Below are 18,575 nucleotides of genomic sequence, written 5' to 3'. Positions count from 1 at the left end.
GTGGATCGGGGGTTCGATATTGATGTGTATTCCCCCAAAACCTAAAAAAACCAGCCACACAACAATAGTGTGACTGGTTTTTACTTTTTGGTCTAATTGAAGAAACTAGTATTCGTAGTTGGCTTCACGCTTTTCAGCTTGCTCTTCCCATTTAGGAACAACCGTGTCTAAGAAGTGTTGTTTCTCAGCGTTCATCTTATCCATGTCCATTCCAAGTGCTTTTTGAGCCGCTTCTTTTGTCGAGATATCTGGAATCTCGATTGGATCGGTGATGCCTTTCTTCGCCAGTAGACGAACAATCTTAGTACGAGCATCCGCTGCGCGGTCAACGGCAGTACCTAGCACTTCTAGAGCGATTTCAGGTGCGTGCATGTGAATACCGTGAGACGCGATAGCATAGTCCCAGCGCCATTGAGCGTGACGGATATCGAGTAAGATCGGTTCCATCTCTTGCTCTGTCGCACCCGCTTCCCATGCTGCGCCTGCTTCAAAGTGAGCAGCAACGATTTGTTTCTCTGCTGTCAGCTTCATGTTTAGTACTTGCGCTTTACGGCTTGAAACGATGTTACGCATGGTTTCTTTCGATTGAGTGTGACAGTTTGCACACGTATCTTCGAAGCGGTCGAATGGGTTACCCACTTTATGGTCGGTATAAACGGTGCCATCTTCTTTGGTCACTTTCGGCATATGACAGTCAGCACAAACGACTTTGTTCTTACCGTGGATGCCTTCGCGCCATGTTTCGAAACCTGGGTGCTGTGCTTTCAGCATGGGTGCTTTCGATACTTTATGTGTCCAATCTTTAAAGTTGATTGCATCATAGTAACGTTCCATGTCGCCAACGGTTGTACCTTGGTCCCAAGGGAATTTCACACCTTTGGTTGGCCCTGTGAAGTAGTATTCCACGTGGCACTGAGCACAAACAGAAGCTTGTTGGTCTAAGCGGCTTTGCTCATCAAACTTTTTACCAATCGTTTCAAATGCACGCTCAACGTAAGGACGAGTCACCTTCAGTGCAGGCTCACCATTCTTAAAGCCTTCGCTTTGGGTGTCGTGACAGTCTGAACAGCCAATAGGGTTAATGATCTCGTTGCCAAGACGCGCCCATTTACCTTCAAAATAACCATCTTCACCACGCTCTTCGATAACACGAGCTACGTCTGGGCTCTTACAGCTCCAACACGCCATTGGCATTGGGCCAGAGCTTTCGTCCGTTGGGCCGCCAGTACGAAGTGTTTGTCTTACATCGTCAATGGCATAAAAGTGGCCGCGTGCTTTGTTGTAATCTTTTGCGAAGCCGTAGCCAGCCCACATGATGACCATGTTTGGATCTTCTTTTAGTGCGTCTTCAATAACTTCGCTTTCTGAAGTCTGTCTCCATGAGTGATATTGATCTGGGTGGTTTTGCTCGAACTGGTCGTTACGAGGGTCGCCAATTTCTTTTTGTTCAGACGCAGCAAAACTGGTCGCGCTTGCTAGTGATGCGCTAACCATTAATAGTGCTGTGACCGAATTACGTATCCAATGCTTTTTCACAGTGATATCTCCAATATACTGATTCTTATACCAAGCGTTGTGAGTTTGCTATTCAAATTAAGAACTGGAGAATTCCTGTTTATATTAATTCATAAACAAACACATTTTGTTACGTGTTGGATATAGCTTGTCTTAGATCAATTAACGGTAGTGACTTCAATCACGTTGAAGTTTATATACCCCTAAAGAGGTATTGGAGGTTAGTGAAATTAAAATTCAATTGAGAATTATTATCATATATAACAATCAATTACCTAGATTGACCATGATATAAATAGGGTGATTGCGTTCACAGATTAACCCATCCAAATTTCGTATTACCTAATTAGAGGTATATTCTAACTATAGAAAGCGTTGTGGCTTATCCAAAATAAGAATTGATATCATTTAAGCGGTAATAATATCGTTTAAGGGTACTTTTGTTTAACCGGAATATTATTTAGTTGAGAGTTAAATAATGCCGGTATAAGGAAAGGATAAAATGGGCAATATTAAATTGGCCATAGTCATAATGCTTAAATCCCTTCTAGCATTCTGCCTCTATGGTTATTCCATTCATGCTGTTGCTGAGCCTGCTGTTACGCCAGTAGGAGAATCAACAAGACATGAAGTCGAATTAATCCGCGACAAAGACTACAAGTGTGTTCAATGCCATAAAGATTCAAAAGAAACGGTATTGGGTTCACATGGTGAAAGTGCACACGCTTTACTTGGCCGTGAAGTAAATTGTACCGATTGTCATAGTTCAATTAGCCCCGATCACCGAGAAGGTGCACCAGAAGTGGTGAAGTATCGCGCGGCTCAATCACAACCAGGAACCGAAAAGGTTTTCCTCGATCCTAGCTTAATTTTAGATGCCAATAGCCAATGTATTGATTGTCACAAACCTGATGATCTGCGTGAAGCTAGCTGGACCCACGATGTTCACGCGCAAAACTTAACGTGTTCAAATTGCCATGATGTTCATGCGACTGAAGCAAAGGTGTTGGGCTTAGATAAAAAGCAAACCATTAAGCTGTGTGTGGATTGCCATTCAGACTTCAACCAGAAGAAAGAAGGGGAGTAATCTATGAGCTGCTCAAGAAGAAACTTTTTAGCAGGCGCTGGTGCCGTTATTTTTACCACGGGTGTCGCGGGAACTGCGGCGGTGACAAGTCGTAAAACGTTGGCCAATGTTCAAGAAGATGGTGCTAAACGTTATGGAATGATTCATGACGAAACCGCGTGTATTGGTTGTACTGCTTGTACAGAAGCATGTCGTGAAGTGAATAAAGTTCCTGAAGGCGTGTCGCGCTTAGAAATTATTAAGAGCGAACCCCAAGGCGAATATCCAAATGTTGATTACCGTTTTACTCGTAACTCTTGCCAACATTGTGATAACGCGCCGTGTGTCATGGTTTGCCCAACAGGTGCGGCCTACAAAGATGAAAAAACGGGCATTGTTGATGTCCACAAAGAGAAGTGTGTCGGTTGTGGTTACTGTTTGTTAGCGTGTCCATATCAAGTGCGCTTTTTCCATCCAGAGAACAAGTCAGCCGATAAATGTAACTTCTGTCGTGATACCAATCTAGCACAAGGGAAGTTGCCTGCTTGTGTCGAATCTTGCCCAACCAAAGCGCTGACATTCGGCGATTTAAATGACCCTAAGAGTGAGATAAACCAAGTACTTCAATCCGAGGTGGTTTACAGAGATAAAGCCTATCTAGGCACTCAACCAAAACTCTATAAAGTGCCACACCAAAAAGGGGAGATTTGATTATGAGTGCATGGGACGCAGCTTTTCAGTCTGGTACCGTGGTATGGGACTGGATTATAGCAATCTATCTATTTCTCGCGGGGATGTCGGCGGGTGCCGTAATGATCTCCATTTACCTTAAGCGCAAGGTTATTGAAGGCGATCCTGCTCATAATGGTGTGTTAAAGGCGACAGCTTTTCTTGCGCCATTTGGGATCATTTCAGGTCTGCTGATTTTGGTTTTCCACCTGACAAAACCACTGTCATTTTGGAAGATCATGATCTTCTATAATCCAACGTCTGTGATGTCGATGGGTGTGATCTTATTCCAAGTGTATATGGTGATCTTGTTCCTTTGGATCGGCATTATATTTAGAGATCAAATTGTCGTGTTCTTGAATGACCAAACATGGTTAAAAGGACGACTCGATTTTGTTGGTAACTGGATTGGCAAATTAGAAGTATTCGAGAATGCTTTGGAAATATTCTTAGCTGTTCTTGCTCTGATGCTTGCCGCTTATACCGGATTCTTGCTATCAGCTTTAAATACCTTCCCACTATTGAATAACCCAGTACTGCCGATTTTGTTCTTGTTCTCGAGTTTATCTTCGGGTGCGGCGGCGTGTATTTTATTCGGTGTGTTGGTCTTTAAAGAATCACCTCATAGCCCGAGTATTTCATGGATCCACGGATTTGAACGTCCGGTCGTGATGTTTGAGTTGTTTGTTCTTATCACTTTCTTTACCGGCCTGATCTTCGCTGGTGGTCAAAGTGAACAAGCAGTATGGAACGCAATTGGCAGTGGTTTCTGGGCGAGTTGGTTCTGGTATGGCGTCATCGGTGTTGGTATGGTTTTACCGTTGTTGCTGAATGCAGTGACACCAACCTCAATCCGCCATAGCTCGGTGTATATTTTCTCCGTGACTTCGCTAAGCCTAATGGGCGTATTAATGCTGCGAACTTTTGTCCTTTATGCAGGGCAGTTAACGATAGCTTAATTTCGCGCAAGTTTATTAGTGAGCAGATGTTGGATACTAGACATCTGCTTATTAATGAACATGCTTTTAGTAAACATGAGATGCGTGTTCAGATCGGCTCTGCTCTAGCGGAGCCTTATTGAGGTGATATGGTCGGTTCTTTGGGGCTGTTTAGTTTAGTGTTGGTTGCTGTACTCAGTAGCATTATTGGTGTGCATTCGTTTTATCAAATGCTAAACAAACGGACGCAAAATATAAGTTTAATCCGCAGTTTCTCTCTTTCAAGTGCATTGTTTTCTCTCACTTCTGTCGCATTGCTTGGCTATGCTTTTGTCAGTGATGACTTCTCTATTCTCTATGTCGCTGAACATTCAAATACTCAATTACCCTCATTTTTTAAGCTAGCAGCCGTATGGGCAGGCCATGAAGGTTCCTTGTTATTTTGGGTACTGACGATCAGCGTCTGGTCTGGCGTGATTGCCTTACAAAAACACTATTCGAATGAATACCAAAGCCGCGTGTTGTGGGTAATGAATCTACTGCTCGCGATATTTGCTTGGTTCACCTTATTCGCATCAAACCCATTTGAAATGAATTCGATCTTGCCGCTAGAAGGGCGTGACCTTAACCCAATGTTGCAAGATGTCGGCCTGATCTTTCACCCTCCATTACTTTACCTTGGCTATGTCGGCTTTTCTGTGGTGCTGGCATTTGCCGTTGCCGCTTTGCTGGTTGATCCTATTGAGTTTGATTGGGTTACCCATTGTCGCAGTTGGTGTCTAGTTGCTTGGATCTTTCTAACCGCAGGGATCATTCTTGGCTCTTGGTGGGCGTATTACGAATTAGGCTGGGGTGGCTGGTGGTTCTGGGATCCTGTTGAAAATGCCAGTTTGTTACCGTGGCTCACTTCGACAGCCTTGCTGCATTGTTTAGGTGTTGCCAAGGGCAAACAACAGCTTCTGAAGTGGTCTCTAAGCCTTGCTTTCATTACATTTTGTTTGAGTATCTTAGGCACCTTTATTGTTCGTTCTGGTGTACTCACATCGGTACACGCTTTTGCTGTCGACCCGACCAAAGGTATCGCGCTACTACTTATATTGATGTTGGTGCTAGTGAGCTCTTTCTCTCTTCTTATCATCAGAGGGGAGTCTTTTGAATCTAACCCGATTACTAGCTTCGCCAGTAAGAGTTTTTTAAGTCTGGTCGCGGTGCTCATTTTTGTATTAGCGACCGCTGTTGTGGTGTTTGGTACATTTTATCCAATGGTCTTTGAGCTGCTTGGGCTGGGTAACATATCGGTCGGTGCGCCATACTTTAATCTGTTGATTGCGCCTTTGGCTTTGCTCGCACTTGGCGTGGTTGGCTTAGCCCCATTGTTGAGTGTTAAACCTCAAGCAACCAAAGGTGTTATTTCATTGTTAGTTCTTATGTCGTTGGCATTGGGTTACGTTTGTTATTCGTTGCAAGTGGAACAAGTCCAACGACAAGTGATGGCTCTGATGACATGGTCACTCGCATTTTGGGTTTTGCTCACTCATGTTTATGGCTTAGCCGTAACGCGCAGTTCCAAGTTCCAACGAAAAGTCTGGGTGATGACCTTTGCCCATGTTGGTGTTGCAGTCTTGGCTGTAGGCGCTGCAATGAACAGTTACCACTCGTTTGAGCGCAGTTATAAATTAAGCCCAGATGAACAAGTGGAGTTTATGGACTGGACGCTTGCTCATGAAGATACAGAGCTTTATGTCGCCTCAAATTTTACCGCTGAAAAGGCGATACTTAAGCTAGATACTGGCGAGCAAAATTTTTCCATTACACCTGAAAGAAGACATTACCAAGTTCGAGTGATGAACATGAGCGAGCCCGCAATGAAATGGTTCTGGCATGGCGATGTGTATATCACCATGGGTGAGAAAGTTGACGCTACCGCTTATGCATTTCGAGTTCAGTACAAAGCGTATGCTCGTTGGATATGGTTTGGTGGGTTGTTCTCAATTCTAGGTGCTGTGCTTTCACTGACCAATCGTAAAAAGAAAACCGTTAAGGCTGCCCAGTATGCATACCAGCGTTCGTAATAAACTCATTGCTCTATTTTCAGTGGCTGTTGCTTTGGTCGTTGCATTTTCATATGCGCTCGACAGTAAGCAACAAACGACCAGCGTTTCAGAGCAAAAAAGGACTTTCCCTGAATTTACGGCAGCAAAGCTCGTTACTGATGAGTCATTCGATTCTGAAGCATTAAGTTCTGAAATATTAAGCTATGAAACGGCTAAGCTTACGCTTACTGATATTACTCAACACCCTTACCAACTGGTCAATGTATGGGCTTCATGGTGCGGAATATGTAAAACCGAGCACGCTTTTTTACTCGAACTACAAAAGGAAGGTATTCCAATTGTTGGTATCAATTATCGAGATAACCCCGGTGCTGCGCTTAATGTATTGTCCAACGACGGCAACCCGTACTCAACTGTGATCAGTGATCCTCAAGGGAAGTTGGCTTTAGAGCTGGGCGTAATCGGTACTCCTGAGACGTATTTAGTCGATGCTGAAGGCCAAATAGTGAAGAAGTTGCTAGGCGTGATTAATGAATCGGTTTGGCGCAAAGAACTCGCTCACTATTTTAAAGGTACAAATGGATGATGAAGTTCCTGCTCAACATAGCGCTCATACTTACCGCTACTATTGTCGTCAACTTCCCTGTATTAGCTGAGGATTTGTTTACAGCGGGTGATAAAAATACAAGCATTCAGGTCGAGTTATTTGAGTTTGAAAGCCCTAATCAACAACAGCGTGCTATTAGTTTGGCGAAATCACTGCGCTGCCCACAATGTCAGAATCAAAATCTGATTGAATCGAACTCTCCAATAGCAAAAGACTTGCGTCTTGTTGTATTTAATATGGTGAAAGCGGGGAAGAGTAATAATGAAATCACTCAATACATGACGGAAAGGTTTGGTGAATTTGTGCTCTACAAGCCCGCAATGAGTGCTTCAACTCTATTACTTTGGCTCTTACCAGTCGTTCTTTTTCTCTTATTTATATATTTATCAGTAAAAAGTGTTAGAAAGAGCTCATAAAAATTACGTATTACTGTTTACCAATTAACCTGTATTTTGTAACATTAAGAGATTATAAAGGCTGAGCACTGTTATATAAGGATGTATTTGTGGATAACCTAATCTCAAATTTGAAAAAAGAATTCCATACCCATGTCCAATCGGACAAGTGGGGAGAAAAATACAGTGCCAAGTCGAGTATTTCTACGCTCACGCAAGAAGAACTAACAGAGCTGGAGAATGCTTGGGTTCAACTCGTCATTTGGAAGCAAACTCAAGTAAGTTGATCGTTCTGTAAAAAGTAGAGCCTCAGCCGCAACTGATTAATTTATAACCCCATGTTGGTATCACCAATGTGGGGTTTTTTCTTGTTCGATGATTAATTGTTATAATGTAACACTTTGTGCGTAGTCGACCTTGAAAAAAATTGTTAACAGCCCCATAGTGTCTATCATTAGATAGTTGGCTACAAAAACTTGTTTAGACAAATAATGTAGTGTTGTTAAATACATCGAATTTTCAAGTGAGTATAAATATGGCGGAAGTACGTGCCAGAATAGATTTCAAAGTAGGGGTAACAAGCAGTATTGATGCTGAACTTCTGTCTTTTCATGGATTGAAAACAGATAAAGAGCATGTTGCTGTGATATTTAAATCAGCCGATAAGACACAAGACATACCTCTTGTTCGTATGCACTCTGAATGTCTGACTGGTGATGTTTTTCATTCATCTCGCTGTGATTGTGGCGAGCAGCTAGACGAAACCATTCAAATCATGGGTGAAACTGGCGGTGTGATTCTTTATCTACGCCAAGAAGGTCGTGGTATCGGCTTATACAACAAGATTGATGCGTACCGCCTTCAAAGCGAAGGGATGAACACTTACGAAGCGAATAACCACTTGGGTTTTGGCGACGACTTACGTGATTTCACCGAAGCTGCAGAAATGTTACGCGCGCTGGGTACCACAAAAATCCGCTTGGTGACCAACAACCCTAAGAAAATCAACGAACTTAAAGAGTTTGGTATTGAGATTGCAGAAGTGGTCAACACTTCGGCCCACATTAAATCGGGTAACGAAAGCTACTTGAAAGCCAAAGTCTCACACGGTAAGCATAATCTGGACATCTGATTAGCCTCCACTGTTGCGCCTAACACAAAAATGTTTAAAGACCTCACAAATGTGAGGTTTTTTTGTATTTATCTTGCAATAAAATTGTAAGTTTGTATTATTCCAATCCGTAGTGCAAATGATAATGGTTTGCACTATTACTACGAATAATAATTTAAAGCTCAACAAGGATGCTTCATGACCATTAAATCTTTAGTGACCAAAGCCGTAACTTCGTCACTCATTTTTGCCTCTGCTTCTTCTTTCGCAGCAGTAACTCAAGATCAAGTTGTAGAACATTACGCAGATATTGCTCATGCAGTGTTTGCAGATTCAGTAATTACAGCAAAAGCGTTGAACTCTTCTATTGATACCTTCTTAGCTTCTCCTTCTGCTGGCAATTTCGAACAAGTAAAACAAGCTTGGCTTGAGTCTCGTGTACCTTACCAACAATCTGAAGTATTCCGCTTTGGTAACGTTGTTGTTGATGATTGGGAAGGCCAATTGAACGCATGGCCACTAGATGAAGGCCTTATCGATTACGTTTCTTCTGATTACCAATATGAGCTTGGTAACGAAGGCGCTAGCGCAAACATCGTTGCGAACAAAACATTCCAAATTGGTCAAACAACAGTAGACGCAACCAACATTACTCCTGAGCTAATCGCAGACCTTAATGAGATCGGCGGTTCTGAAGCGAACGTAGCATCTGGCTACCACGCGATTGAATTCCTACTTTGGGGCCAAGATTTAAACGGCACAAACAGCGGTGCAGGTGAGCGTGCTTACACTGATTTCGTTGTTGGCGCAGAGTGTACTAATGGCAACTGTGACCGTCGTGGCGCATACCTAAAAGCATCAGCTGAACTTCTTATCCAAGACCTAGAGTGGATGGAAAAGCAGTGGGCTGAAGGCGAGAAGGGCAACTACCGTCAAGAGCTTCTTTCTGAATCTAGCGAGAACGGCCTACGTAAAATGCTATTTGGCATGGGTTCACTGTCTCTAGGTGAACTAGCGGGTGAGCGTATGAAGGTTGCACTAGAAGCAAACTCTACTGAAGATGAGCACGACTGTTTCTCTGATAACACGCACAACTCTCACTACTACAACGAGCAAGGTATCTACAACGTATACACTGGCTTGTACAAGCGTGAAGATGGTTCTCTACTTTCTGGCCCTAGCCTGTTTGACCTAGTTGAACAAAAAGATGAGCAAGCTGCGAAAGAGATTCAAAAGCAGTTTGATCTAGCACGTGCACAAGTTGGTCAGCTTGTTGTTTCTGCAGAGAAAAACAACCAGCACTTCGATCAGCTAATTGCTGCTGACAACGCTGCAGGTAATGCGCTAGTAAACAAAACAATTGTGGCTCTAGTGTCTCAAACAGCTGCAATTGAGCGTGCTGCGGGTGTTATTGGCATTGATAGCCTAAACCCAGACACAGCGGATCACGAGTTCTAAGAACCCGAGGCCAAATCAATATAAGGGCTCTTATGGAGCCCTTAATTGTTTGCTACTCAAGAAAGTGACACCCACATAAAAACTAAAATCAAAACACAGCAAGGCAATGTATGAAGTCGTATCTCTCAGCCTCACTATTAACCGCACTGTTTTTCTTATCTCCGTTACACGCCCATGAAACCTACTCTGGTGGCAAAACCACAGTAAAGAAAGAGGGCGCGAACGCTTTTTCTCTTCCTGCCGCCAACTTGCCAATGAGCAAACGCTTGGATTTCAGCGTAGGTAACAGCTTCTTTAGAAACCCTTGGGTACCTGCGCCATCATCAACCGATGCGCGTGATGGATTGGGTCCATTGTTCAATACTAACGGTTGTCAAAACTGTCACATCAAAGATGGCCGTGGTCACGCACCTGAAAAAGGCGATGAGAACGCGGTTTCAATGTTGGTTCGCTTAAGTATTCCTGCTGAAACGCCAGAGCAGCGACAAGCCTTTATACGCGATGGTGGCATTCCAGAACCGACTTACGGCGGCCAGTTACAAGATTTCGCGCTTCAAGGTGTGAAACCAGAGGGTAAAGTGAACATCAGCTACACCGATGTTCCTGTTGAATTCAAAGACGGCACCGTCGTTACCCTGCGTAAACCTACTTTAAAGATTACGGATCTTGCCTTCGGCGAGATGCATCCTAAAACTGAATTTTCTGCTCGAGTTGCGCCGCCAATGATTGGCCTTGGTCTGCTTGAGAGTATCTCCCAAGAAACAATTCTTGGATTTGCTGAACAGCAATTAGCGGACAAGCAGGGTATTTCAGGTAAGGCTAATCATGTTCTTGATGTTCAAATCAATGAAATGACGTTAGGTCGCTTTGGTTGGAAAGCAGGGCAGCCGAACTTAATGCAACAAAATGCCGCGGCGTTTAACGGTGATTTAGGCTTAACCAGTCGCTTGTTCCCGAATGAGAACTGCACATCAGCACAGTCAACCTGTGACGATTTTCCGAATGGTGGCGAGCCTGAGGTCAGCGACAACATCTTAGATTTTGTTGAGTTCTATTCGCAGCATTTAGCCGTGCCTATTCGTCGTAACGTCGATAACCCTGCTGTCGTGCGAGGTAAAAAGCTGTTTAAAGACATTGGTTGTCAAAGTTGCCACCAAGCGGAATTCCGCACGGCAGAGCGTGAAGGTCTGCCTGCATTGTCTAATCAGCTAATTAGCCCATATACAGATATGTTGCTGCACGATATGGGTGAAGGTTTAGCCGATAATCGACCTGAGTATCTTGCCAATGGCCAAGAGTGGCGCACAACACCTTTATGGGGATTAGGCTATACCAAAGAAGTGAATGGTCATACGTTCCTGCTTCATGACGGTCGAGCAAGAAACGTTATGGAAGCGGTACTTTGGCACGGTGGTGAAGCAGAAATGGCGAAACAAAACGTTCTGTCTTTGAATGCCACTGAGCGTGAAGCACTACTGGCGTTTTTGAATTCGCTATAGTCGGTCTGAGATTCAGTCGTTCAACGATCGAGTTAACCCAAAGAACAAGTTAACCCGAAGCATAAGTTAACCTAAAGCACATAACCGCTGAACTTGTAGGAATACGGGGTCAGCGGTCGTTTCGTATTTAATGAACTCATATAATTAGAAGAAAAATTAGGAAGTAAGGTAACAGCATGACACATAAATTTTTGTTAATGCCTTTGTCGGTATTAATCATGGCAGGCTGCCAATCATTGGGTGAGCAAGCCGCTTCATCTGAGGTTAACGGTGTGTCTTATCAAGCAGACACGACCGATCACATCAGTCGCAGTGTCTATCAACAAGAGTTTGATTCAGCCGTTCTATTCGCCAAGCAAGCCAATGAGCTAGAAGTCTTGATGCAGGGTTACTGCCAAACCAATGATGTTGAGTTAGATGCCTTGAAAAATCAGTGGCAGCTCACCATGAACAGTTGGATGGCACTGCAAGGCCAAGAAAGAGGCCCGACAGCGGCGCTTGAAGAGAGCTGGAATGTTCAATTCTGGCCAGACAAAAAGAACACCACAGGCCTAAAAATGCGCCAGCTGACTCAGCAAGATAAAGTTTGGTCTCAAGACGAAATTGCTCAGCAGAGTGTGACAGTGCAAGGGCTAGGCGCGTTAGAGTGGTCGCTTTATGACGAGCAATCACCATTGCTTCAAGACAAAGCGTTAGGTTGCCAATCGTCGCAAGCGATTACTGAAAACCTAGCGATTAAGTCATCTTCGATTGCACAGGCATGGCAGGTTAACCCTTGGTTAGCGCTGGACGAGACGCGTTGGGAGTCTGAATACATCGCTTTATTGACCAACCAACTTGATTACAGCATGAAAAAGCTGAGTCGTCCGATGGCGAAAATCGGTCATCCGCGTCCTTACTTCTCAGAATCATGGCGTGCACAAACCTCGATGACTCAACTAAAAGCGAATGTAGCAGCACTTCAAAAGCTTTATCTGGCTGATGGTAATGGTCTTGATGGCTTGTTAAGAGAGAAGGGCTTAAACGACCTTGCTGATCGCGTTGCTGACCAGTTCACATTGACGCTAGATACCTGGCCTACAGACTCTAGCTTGTTTGAGTTATTGCAGAGCAAAGAGGGCTACCGAGATGTGTTGACTCAATACAACAAACTAGAACGTTTGAAGTACCTGATTCATGAAGAAGTGGCGATAGAGCTTGGCGTGGTAATCGGATTTAATGCTACCGATGGTGACTGATACTACGCGAAGAACGCTACTCAAGGCTGCACTGGGTTGTGCAGCTGTTCCTGTGCTTCCATTTGGCTGTGCGACTCGAAAGGATGGGGCGAGTGCGTCGAACTATCCCCAGTTGATTGGTTGTGCGCTTAATGGTCGTGGCCAATATTCAGCAGTTGTGGCTGATGAATTTGGTATGCCATTGAGTCAATTGCCGATTCCCGCTCGTGGTCACGGTGTTGCTATTTGCCCAACATCATCACATGCGGCGGTTTTTGCTCGTCGTCCTGGTGATTACTTTATGGTGTTTGACTATAAAAGCGGTGAGCAAATCAAGTTAGTTGTGAAAGGGAATAATCGTCACTTCTATGGTCATGGCGTTTACTCATTAGATGGCAAGTTACTGTATGCCACTGAAGGGAAAACGGACAGCAGCCAAGGTGTGATTGGCGTTTACGATGTCGCACAAGGCTATCGTAAGGTCGAGGAATTCACAGGCTTTGGTATTGGCCCTCATGAAGTGATCATCATGCCGGATGGAAATCTCGCGATCGGCGTTGGCGGCGTTCATACTGATGGTAGAACACCGAAAAACTTGGATTCAATGCAACCGAGTTTAAGTTATGTTTCACCTGAAGGTACGCTACTTGATCAGGTTGAATTGCTAGACAAGAAGCTGAGCATTCGACACTTAGCCCATGATGGTGCGGAAACTGTACTTTGTGGTCAGCAATATCGTGGCGAGCCAGACGAGTATCCTTCGCTGTTGGCGATGCATACTAAAGGTGGACAGTTTGAATCACTGAATGCGGAACCTGAGCAATGGGCAAGGTTCAATCACTATATCGCCAGTATTGCGGCGTCAGATGATTGGATTATTGCGACCTCACCAAGAGGCAACTGCTACGGTATTTGGTCTAAAGAGACCAAAGATTTGGTAGAGCTGTCTGCACTGTCTGATGCTTCTGGTGCCGTGCTGCTTGATGGTGAATTTCGACTCAGCTCTGGAGCGGGCAGTGTGGTGAGGCAACGCAAGCCTTATGAGAAATCCAGTCAGCAATCATCGGTTCAGTGGGATAACCACTGGAGTGCAATCTAGTTCATAAAACTCCTTAAAAAATAACATGCTTACTCCTATTTCTTTGCCATACTTATGAGATGATTGGTGACGGGGTTAAGCATGTTAGCGAAATACTTCTGTGGATTATTGGTGTTAGTTTCTGTGCATGCATGGGGCTATACGAGTTCTGACGAGAGCCGATTTATTCCGGCTGATTCAGAACTCTCTTTTATGCTGATTTATCCAGAGCTAACCCAGAGCATTTATCAAGACTCTTCTCTTCCTATTCTTTGGGATTCACCTGAACTTGTTAAGGCGTTTGAATTCCAATTGTCGCTTTTAGAACAAGCACAAATGGCGCCTCTTTTTGATCGTCAGTTAAAACAAATCCGCCAGTATCAATCTCGTGGTCAATGGCAAGAATTGGATATCTTGTTAACCGACACCTTTATCTATTACCTAAGCTATATTGAGAATGCACCACTTGCCGGTAAAGAGTGGTATTTCTCGGGCAAGCTGCATTCTAAATTACCTGCGCCTTCTCCTCATATTCTTATGAGATTGAAAAGCAGTGTCACCAACGATTACTTATTAGAGATGGTATTGTCCTATGCGCCGCCTGTTGGAGATTTTGACCAATTCAAGGCGACCTACTCCATGCTAGAAACCGCGTCTGAACTCAATATTGAACGTTATAACCAGAAAGGTTTGAAGCGATTGGGTGACCCGCTTTCAGACAAGGCGACTCTTGTTGAACGTATTGCTTTGGTCGGTGTTGATACCTCGATGATTGCGGTTGATTTGCCAGAGTTCGATCGAGATCTGCAAACAGCAATTAAATCCTTCCAACATATGCACGGCCTTACGGCTGATGGGATCGTCGGGCCAAATACGATCAAATGGATCAACATGAGCTTTGATGATCGATTGACGTCATTAGCTCTGAATGCTGAACGTGTTCGTTTGTGGCCAAGAGACAGGGACTCACTCATCGTAGTGAACGTCCCTAGTTTTGATATGAAGTATTGGGAAGATGGTGAAGAGGTATTTGAATCCAAAGTCGTCGTGGGTAGAAAGTCGCGAAAAACACCGCTTTTAGAGATAAACCTAGATTCGGTCATCCTAAATCCGACTTGGAACGTACCATGGAAAATCATGGTGAAAGACATCTTGCCTAAAGTAAAAGCGGACGAAAGCTACCTAGAAACACACAACTTCCAAGTTATTGATGGTTGGCGCACCATGGAAACCGTCGACACCACAGATATCGATTGGCAGACCATCAATTTCAATTCGTTCCCATATCGAATGCGTCAACAGGCGGGCTCACGTAATGCACTAGGTTTGTATAAGTTCAACACACCCAACAAGCGAGCCATCTACCTGCACGATACACCAAGTAAAGGCCTGTTTAATGATGACTTCCGAGCTTATAGTTCAGGTTGTATACGTGTCGAACATGCAGAGGAATTGGCTGAATTGTTGTTTGCCACCAAGGTAAGGAAAGTCCCTAACCAAAGTAACGACCTTGCTCCTAATACTAAGGTTCGCCTCAAGAAGCGAATCCCCGTGCATATCATCTATCAAACTGTGCTGTTTGAAGAAGGGGGCATACAGTATCGTGGTGACATCTACCAATATGATAAAGAGGGTGGTTAACCATCAGTGAAGCCAATAAGGGTGATCTTGACCAAAAAATGACAACCAAGCTTCTATTGATAAAATTATAATGTGGATCAATAACTAACCGTGCAAAGGTTACAAATACTAACCTTTTGGGCGGTTTTTGTACGTTGACGCAGCAATTTCCATTATGTATCGTGCATTTTTCGTTCGATCTAATTGGTTTTTTTGTTGTATGTCTCAAAGTTTATTTTCACGCCGTCAGTTTCTGACTTACGCTGGTGGTACCGCTGTTGTCGCCTCAATTACTCCTTCTATCGCTTTTGCTTCATACCCTGATCAACCAAGAACGATTAGCATGAACAACCTTCACACCGGTGAACGATTAGAGACCTGTTATTTCGATGGTACTAACTATGTTGGTGATGAAATGGCTCGTCTAAGCAAACTGTGCCGTGACTTCCGCCGCAATGAGATTCATCCAATGGATAAGAACCTGTTTGATCAGATCACTCAGATTCAAAATGTACTGGGTATTCAAAAAGAAGTTCAAATCATCTCTGGTTACCGTTCTCCAGCGACCAATGAAGCACTGCGCTCAAAGTCGAGTGGCGTAGCCAAGAAGAGCTACCATATGTTAGGTAAAGCGATCGATTTCCGTATTGATGGCGTTAATCTAAAAGAATTAAGAGACGTTGCTAAAAGCTTGAATGCGGGTGGTGTCGGTTATTATGCACGTAGCAACTTTATCCATATTGATACTGGTCCAGTACGCAGTTGGTAGTGTTAAGCTGAATTTGCGAGCGAATGCTTGGTACTTGTCAAAGTAGACATCCAATGTCATAGTTTGCCCAAATTTCAGTTTGCCCTCTAAGGTTTGTATATGTCTCTTAAGTATCAAGTTGTCCCTGTTACCTCTTTCTCTCAAAACTGCTCAATTGTGTGGTGTGATGAGACAATGGAAGGCATCGTTGTCGATCCGGGCGGTGATGTTCAGCAACTGGCTGCTATCATCGAAGAGTTAGGTGTTAAAGTGGTGAACTTGGTATTGACTCACGGTCATCTAGACCATGTTGGCGGAACAGTACCGCTTGCTGAAATCTTGAACGTGAACATTGTTGGCCCACATAAGGCAGACAACTTTTGGCTTCAAGGTTTAGAGAATCAAAGCCAGATGTTTGGTTTCCCATTGTGCAAAGCTTTTGAACCAAACACATGGTTAGAAGAGGGCGACAAAGTCACTTTTGGTAACCAGGTGATTGATGTTATCCATACACCGGGTCATACGCCAGGCCACGTCGTGCTATTCAGCGAGCAAGCACGCATGGCGTTTGTTGGTGACGTTTTATTTAACGGTGCTATTGGTCGTACGGATTTCCCACAAGGCGATTTCAACACGCTAATTGCTTCAATCAAGACTAAGCTTTGGCCGCTAGGCAGTGACGTGACATTCGTACCGGGTCATGGTCCTGAATCTACATTTGGTCGCGAGCGCGCATCAAACCCATTCGTAGCGGATGAAATGCCCCTGTACTAGGTCTCTGATTTAATAGAAGAACGATTGAAAATGAAGCCTAGCTTTTCTTATGAAAGCTAGGCTTTTTATTGCGAGCGAGTTTATTTTTAATCAGAAAGGCGTTCAGCCGCTGCTAAATAGCGTCGAGCCAGTCCAATAAACTCCTCTCCACTGATATTCAGATCATGGGTTGATATGAAAATATCGTAGCCGTGAAATCCTCTTTGATACTTCATTCTGTTCGCAAGCATCGCCTGTAATCCTGAATAATCTTTAATCAACGCGTTTTGAGTGTTCGATTCATTGGTTGAATCAAGGGCAGTGTGTGGCTGGTAATCACTGACGTTATCGTCGTCACTATTCTCTGACTCTTTATATTGGCTCAATTCAATACAGCCGCTTTCTGTGCAACGTGCATGGTAATGCGATGAGTCGAGCACCATATCTTCAAAGTGTGATTCTTTACCTGCTTGCTTGGCGCCAAGATATAAAAGTGCTCGCTGGCTCAGCAATAATTCGCAGGTTATTTTGGGGCAGATAGAGTCAAGGTAGGGTGAGTAATCTTTCATTTTAATGCCCACCCAAGGGAGAGGTTGATGCCACCCCTCTTGTTCGTAAGTACACAGGCCAATCTTTTCAATATTGCTCCACTTTAAAACCCATCCACCTTTATAAAAATGCTGCTGAAAGTGAGTGGGGGTAAGCGTGAACATCACTCTGCTACGAAGCATCAAATAATAGCCCGTGCCCAAAAGCGCGCTGATGCAAAATGCACCCACGATCAGTAATTTTGAGTTATCAATGTATAACGCCATGATTAGACAAGCGAATCCTAAAATGATGGCAATAATTCGATATGATTGCGTAAATGCAGGCAAAGAGAAATTTGTAAGGTGACGAGTGTCCATAGGCAACACCAAGTTTTCATATTTTTGTCTGGATGGATAACCAGTGTATATGACCCTAAATTGATAAGTCTATGTTTAAATAATAGACGGTAGTAGACAATATCGGTATTTTTCGTCGACTTTCGACGCTTCACTCTACAAATAGCTCCCGTTTTTTGGTATAAATCGCGCTTCAAATTTTCACCACTGCGAAAAGAGCAGTGAACTGGAGAAATATTCAATGAGACTTGCTCATAAGCGTAAGGTGCAGGCTAAACTGCAGAAACGCACTAAAGCGGCTGTAGTTAAAGCAGTGGCAACGCCGAAAAAAGCGAAGCCTGTCGCAGAGAAAGTTGTAGCAGAAAAAACTGTAGCAGCAAAACCAGCGGTAGAGAAAGCAGTAGCAGCAACAAAAGAAGTTGCAGTAGCACTGACTCCTAAGCAACAACAAGTTCTAGACATCGTTGTTAGCAATGCTGAAGGCATTAACCCTAAAGGTATCGGCCTAGCAGCTGGTCAAGAAGACGCAAAAGCAGCTTCATGGGCAACAGGCGCATTGAAAAAACTTCTTGAAGAAAACCTAGTAGCGAAAGAGCAACTTGCAGGTAACAAGGTTATCTACAAAGCTATCTAATCCCGCGGGATTACATTCGCTTCGTTAAAGTTTTTAAGCCTCGATTATCGAGGCTTTTTTTATGTCTGGGTTCGATGTGTGGTTGACGATAAATACTTTATCTTGTGGCTTTTAGTTCGTGGTCTGGATTACATCTTCTTTCTTCTTTCTTCTTTCTTCTTTCTTCTCTAGCTTCCAGGTTCTTCATTCCAATATTTATTAAGCCCCAAAGTAGGGCGTCTGATTCTCTGAAACCTTGATTTTTATAGATTAAATGCGCTTGGGTG

18 protein-coding genes are annotated in these 18,575 nt (G+C 43.8%); 16 read left to right on the top strand and 2 right to left on the bottom strand.

Features of this window, described 5'->3' with window-relative positions; translation table 11 throughout:
• Nucleotides 1-105 precede the first annotated feature (105 nt).
• Entirely contained in the window at nt 106-1,536 is a 1,431-nt protein-coding gene (nrfA, locus tag QWZ07_RS15865; protein WP_017101428.1) for an ammonia-forming nitrite reductase cytochrome c552 subunit, read from the bottom strand.
• Nucleotides 1,537-2,017: 481 nt separating this feature from the next.
• Between nrfA and nrfB the strand changes: the two genes are divergently transcribed.
• The 15 genes from nrfB to QWZ07_RS15790 all read left to right on the top strand — a co-directional run bounded on the left by nrfB (nt 2,018) and on the right by QWZ07_RS15790 (nt 16,809).
• Nucleotides 2,018-2,602, top strand: a complete 585-nt coding sequence (gene nrfB, locus QWZ07_RS15860; protein ID WP_009848843.1) for a cytochrome c nitrite reductase pentaheme subunit — start codon at nt 2,018-2,020, stop codon at nt 2,600-2,602.
• A 3-nt stretch (nt 2,603-2,605) separates the two neighbouring features.
• Entirely contained in the window at nt 2,606-3,292 is a 687-nt protein-coding gene (gene nrfC / locus QWZ07_RS15855) for a cytochrome c nitrite reductase Fe-S protein (protein ID WP_009848842.1), read from the top strand.
• 2 nt (nt 3,293-3,294) lie between these two features.
• Nucleotides 3,295-4,269: a cytochrome c nitrite reductase subunit NrfD gene (gene nrfD / locus QWZ07_RS15850; RefSeq protein WP_029223547.1), complete on the top strand. Its 975-nt coding sequence runs from the start codon at nt 3,295-3,297 to the stop codon at nt 4,267-4,269.
• Between the two features lie 128 nt (nt 4,270-4,397).
• Nucleotides 4,398-6,320, top strand: a complete 1,923-nt coding sequence (locus QWZ07_RS15845; protein WP_192852936.1) for a heme lyase CcmF/NrfE family subunit — start codon at nt 4,398-4,400, stop codon at nt 6,318-6,320.
• On the top strand, nt 6,301-6,888 hold the full coding sequence (locus QWZ07_RS15840) for a DsbE family thiol:disulfide interchange protein (protein WP_102352028.1): 588 nt from the start codon (nt 6,301-6,303) through the stop codon (nt 6,886-6,888). Before QWZ07_RS15845 ends, QWZ07_RS15840 begins: the two co-directional genes overlap by 20 nt.
• Nucleotides 6,885-7,325 (top strand): heme lyase NrfEFG subunit NrfF, encoded by a 441-nt coding sequence (gene nrfF, locus QWZ07_RS15835; RefSeq protein WP_192852937.1) that lies wholly within the window; start codon nt 6,885-6,887, stop codon nt 7,323-7,325. The genes QWZ07_RS15840 and nrfF overlap by 4 nt, the downstream gene beginning before the upstream one ends.
• Before the next feature lie 89 nt (nt 7,326-7,414).
• Nucleotides 7,415-7,591: a hypothetical protein gene (locus tag QWZ07_RS15830; protein ID WP_017106656.1), complete on the top strand. Its 177-nt coding sequence runs from the start codon at nt 7,415-7,417 to the stop codon at nt 7,589-7,591.
• 209 nt (nt 7,592-7,800) lie between these two features.
• Complete coding sequence (locus QWZ07_RS15825; protein WP_017110963.1) at nt 7,801-8,436, top strand: GTP cyclohydrolase II; 636 nt, start codon at nt 7,801-7,803, stop codon at nt 8,434-8,436.
• Between the two features lie 177 nt (nt 8,437-8,613).
• The gene (locus QWZ07_RS15820) at nt 8,614-9,873 is read left to right on the top strand and encodes an imelysin family protein (RefSeq protein WP_017110962.1); all 1,260 of its coding nucleotides are present in this window, start codon (nt 8,614-8,616) and stop codon (nt 9,871-9,873) included.
• Between the two features lie 110 nt (nt 9,874-9,983).
• The gene (locus tag QWZ07_RS15815; RefSeq protein WP_192852938.1) at nt 9,984-11,372 is read left to right on the top strand and encodes a di-heme oxidoreductase family protein; all 1,389 of its coding nucleotides are present in this window, start codon (nt 9,984-9,986) and stop codon (nt 11,370-11,372) included.
• Between the two features lie 176 nt (nt 11,373-11,548).
• A complete protein-coding gene (locus tag QWZ07_RS15810; RefSeq protein ID WP_192852939.1) occupies nt 11,549-12,610 on the top strand; it encodes an imelysin family protein in 1,062 nt (353 codons plus the stop codon).
• Nucleotides 12,600-13,688 carry a DUF1513 domain-containing protein gene (locus QWZ07_RS15805; protein ID WP_192852940.1) on the top strand — a complete coding sequence of 363 codons (1,089 nt, stop codon included), beginning with the start codon at nt 12,600-12,602 and terminating at the stop codon, nt 13,686-13,688. The genes QWZ07_RS15810 and QWZ07_RS15805 overlap by 11 nt, the downstream gene beginning before the upstream one ends.
• Before the next feature lie 81 nt (nt 13,689-13,769).
• Entirely contained in the window at nt 13,770-15,308 is a 1,539-nt protein-coding gene (locus QWZ07_RS15800; protein ID WP_192852941.1) for a L,D-transpeptidase family protein, read from the top strand.
• Between the two features lie 199 nt (nt 15,309-15,507).
• Entirely contained in the window at nt 15,508-16,056 is a 549-nt protein-coding gene (gene mepK / locus QWZ07_RS15795; protein WP_004733385.1) for a peptidoglycan L,D-endopeptidase MepK, read from the top strand.
• Nucleotides 16,057-16,155: 99 nt separating this feature from the next.
• Complete coding sequence (locus tag QWZ07_RS15790) at nt 16,156-16,809, top strand: MBL fold metallo-hydrolase (protein ID WP_004733386.1); 654 nt, start codon at nt 16,156-16,158, stop codon at nt 16,807-16,809.
• A gap of 86 nt (nt 16,810-16,895) precedes the next feature.
• On the opposite strand, the gene QWZ07_RS15785 is transcribed toward QWZ07_RS15790, so the two are convergent.
• Nucleotides 16,896-17,696, bottom strand: a complete 801-nt coding sequence (locus tag QWZ07_RS15785; RefSeq protein WP_192852942.1) for a DUF2982 domain-containing protein — start codon at nt 17,694-17,696, stop codon at nt 16,896-16,898.
• Nucleotides 17,697-17,916: 220 nt separating this feature from the next.
• On the opposite strand from QWZ07_RS15785, the gene QWZ07_RS15780 reads away from it, so the two are divergent.
• Nucleotides 17,917-18,309: a hypothetical protein gene (locus tag QWZ07_RS15780; protein ID WP_004733388.1), complete on the top strand. Its 393-nt coding sequence runs from the start codon at nt 17,917-17,919 to the stop codon at nt 18,307-18,309.
• The last annotated feature ends 266 nt before the right edge of the window (nt 18,310-18,575 follow it).

Source organism: Vibrio lentus (genome assembly GCF_030409755.1).
GTDB classification, from domain to species: domain Bacteria; phylum Pseudomonadota; class Gammaproteobacteria; order Enterobacterales; family Vibrionaceae; genus Vibrio; species Vibrio lentus.
Note: the sequence above shows the minus strand (reverse complement) of the source record. Positions and strands in the feature narration are given on the sequence as shown.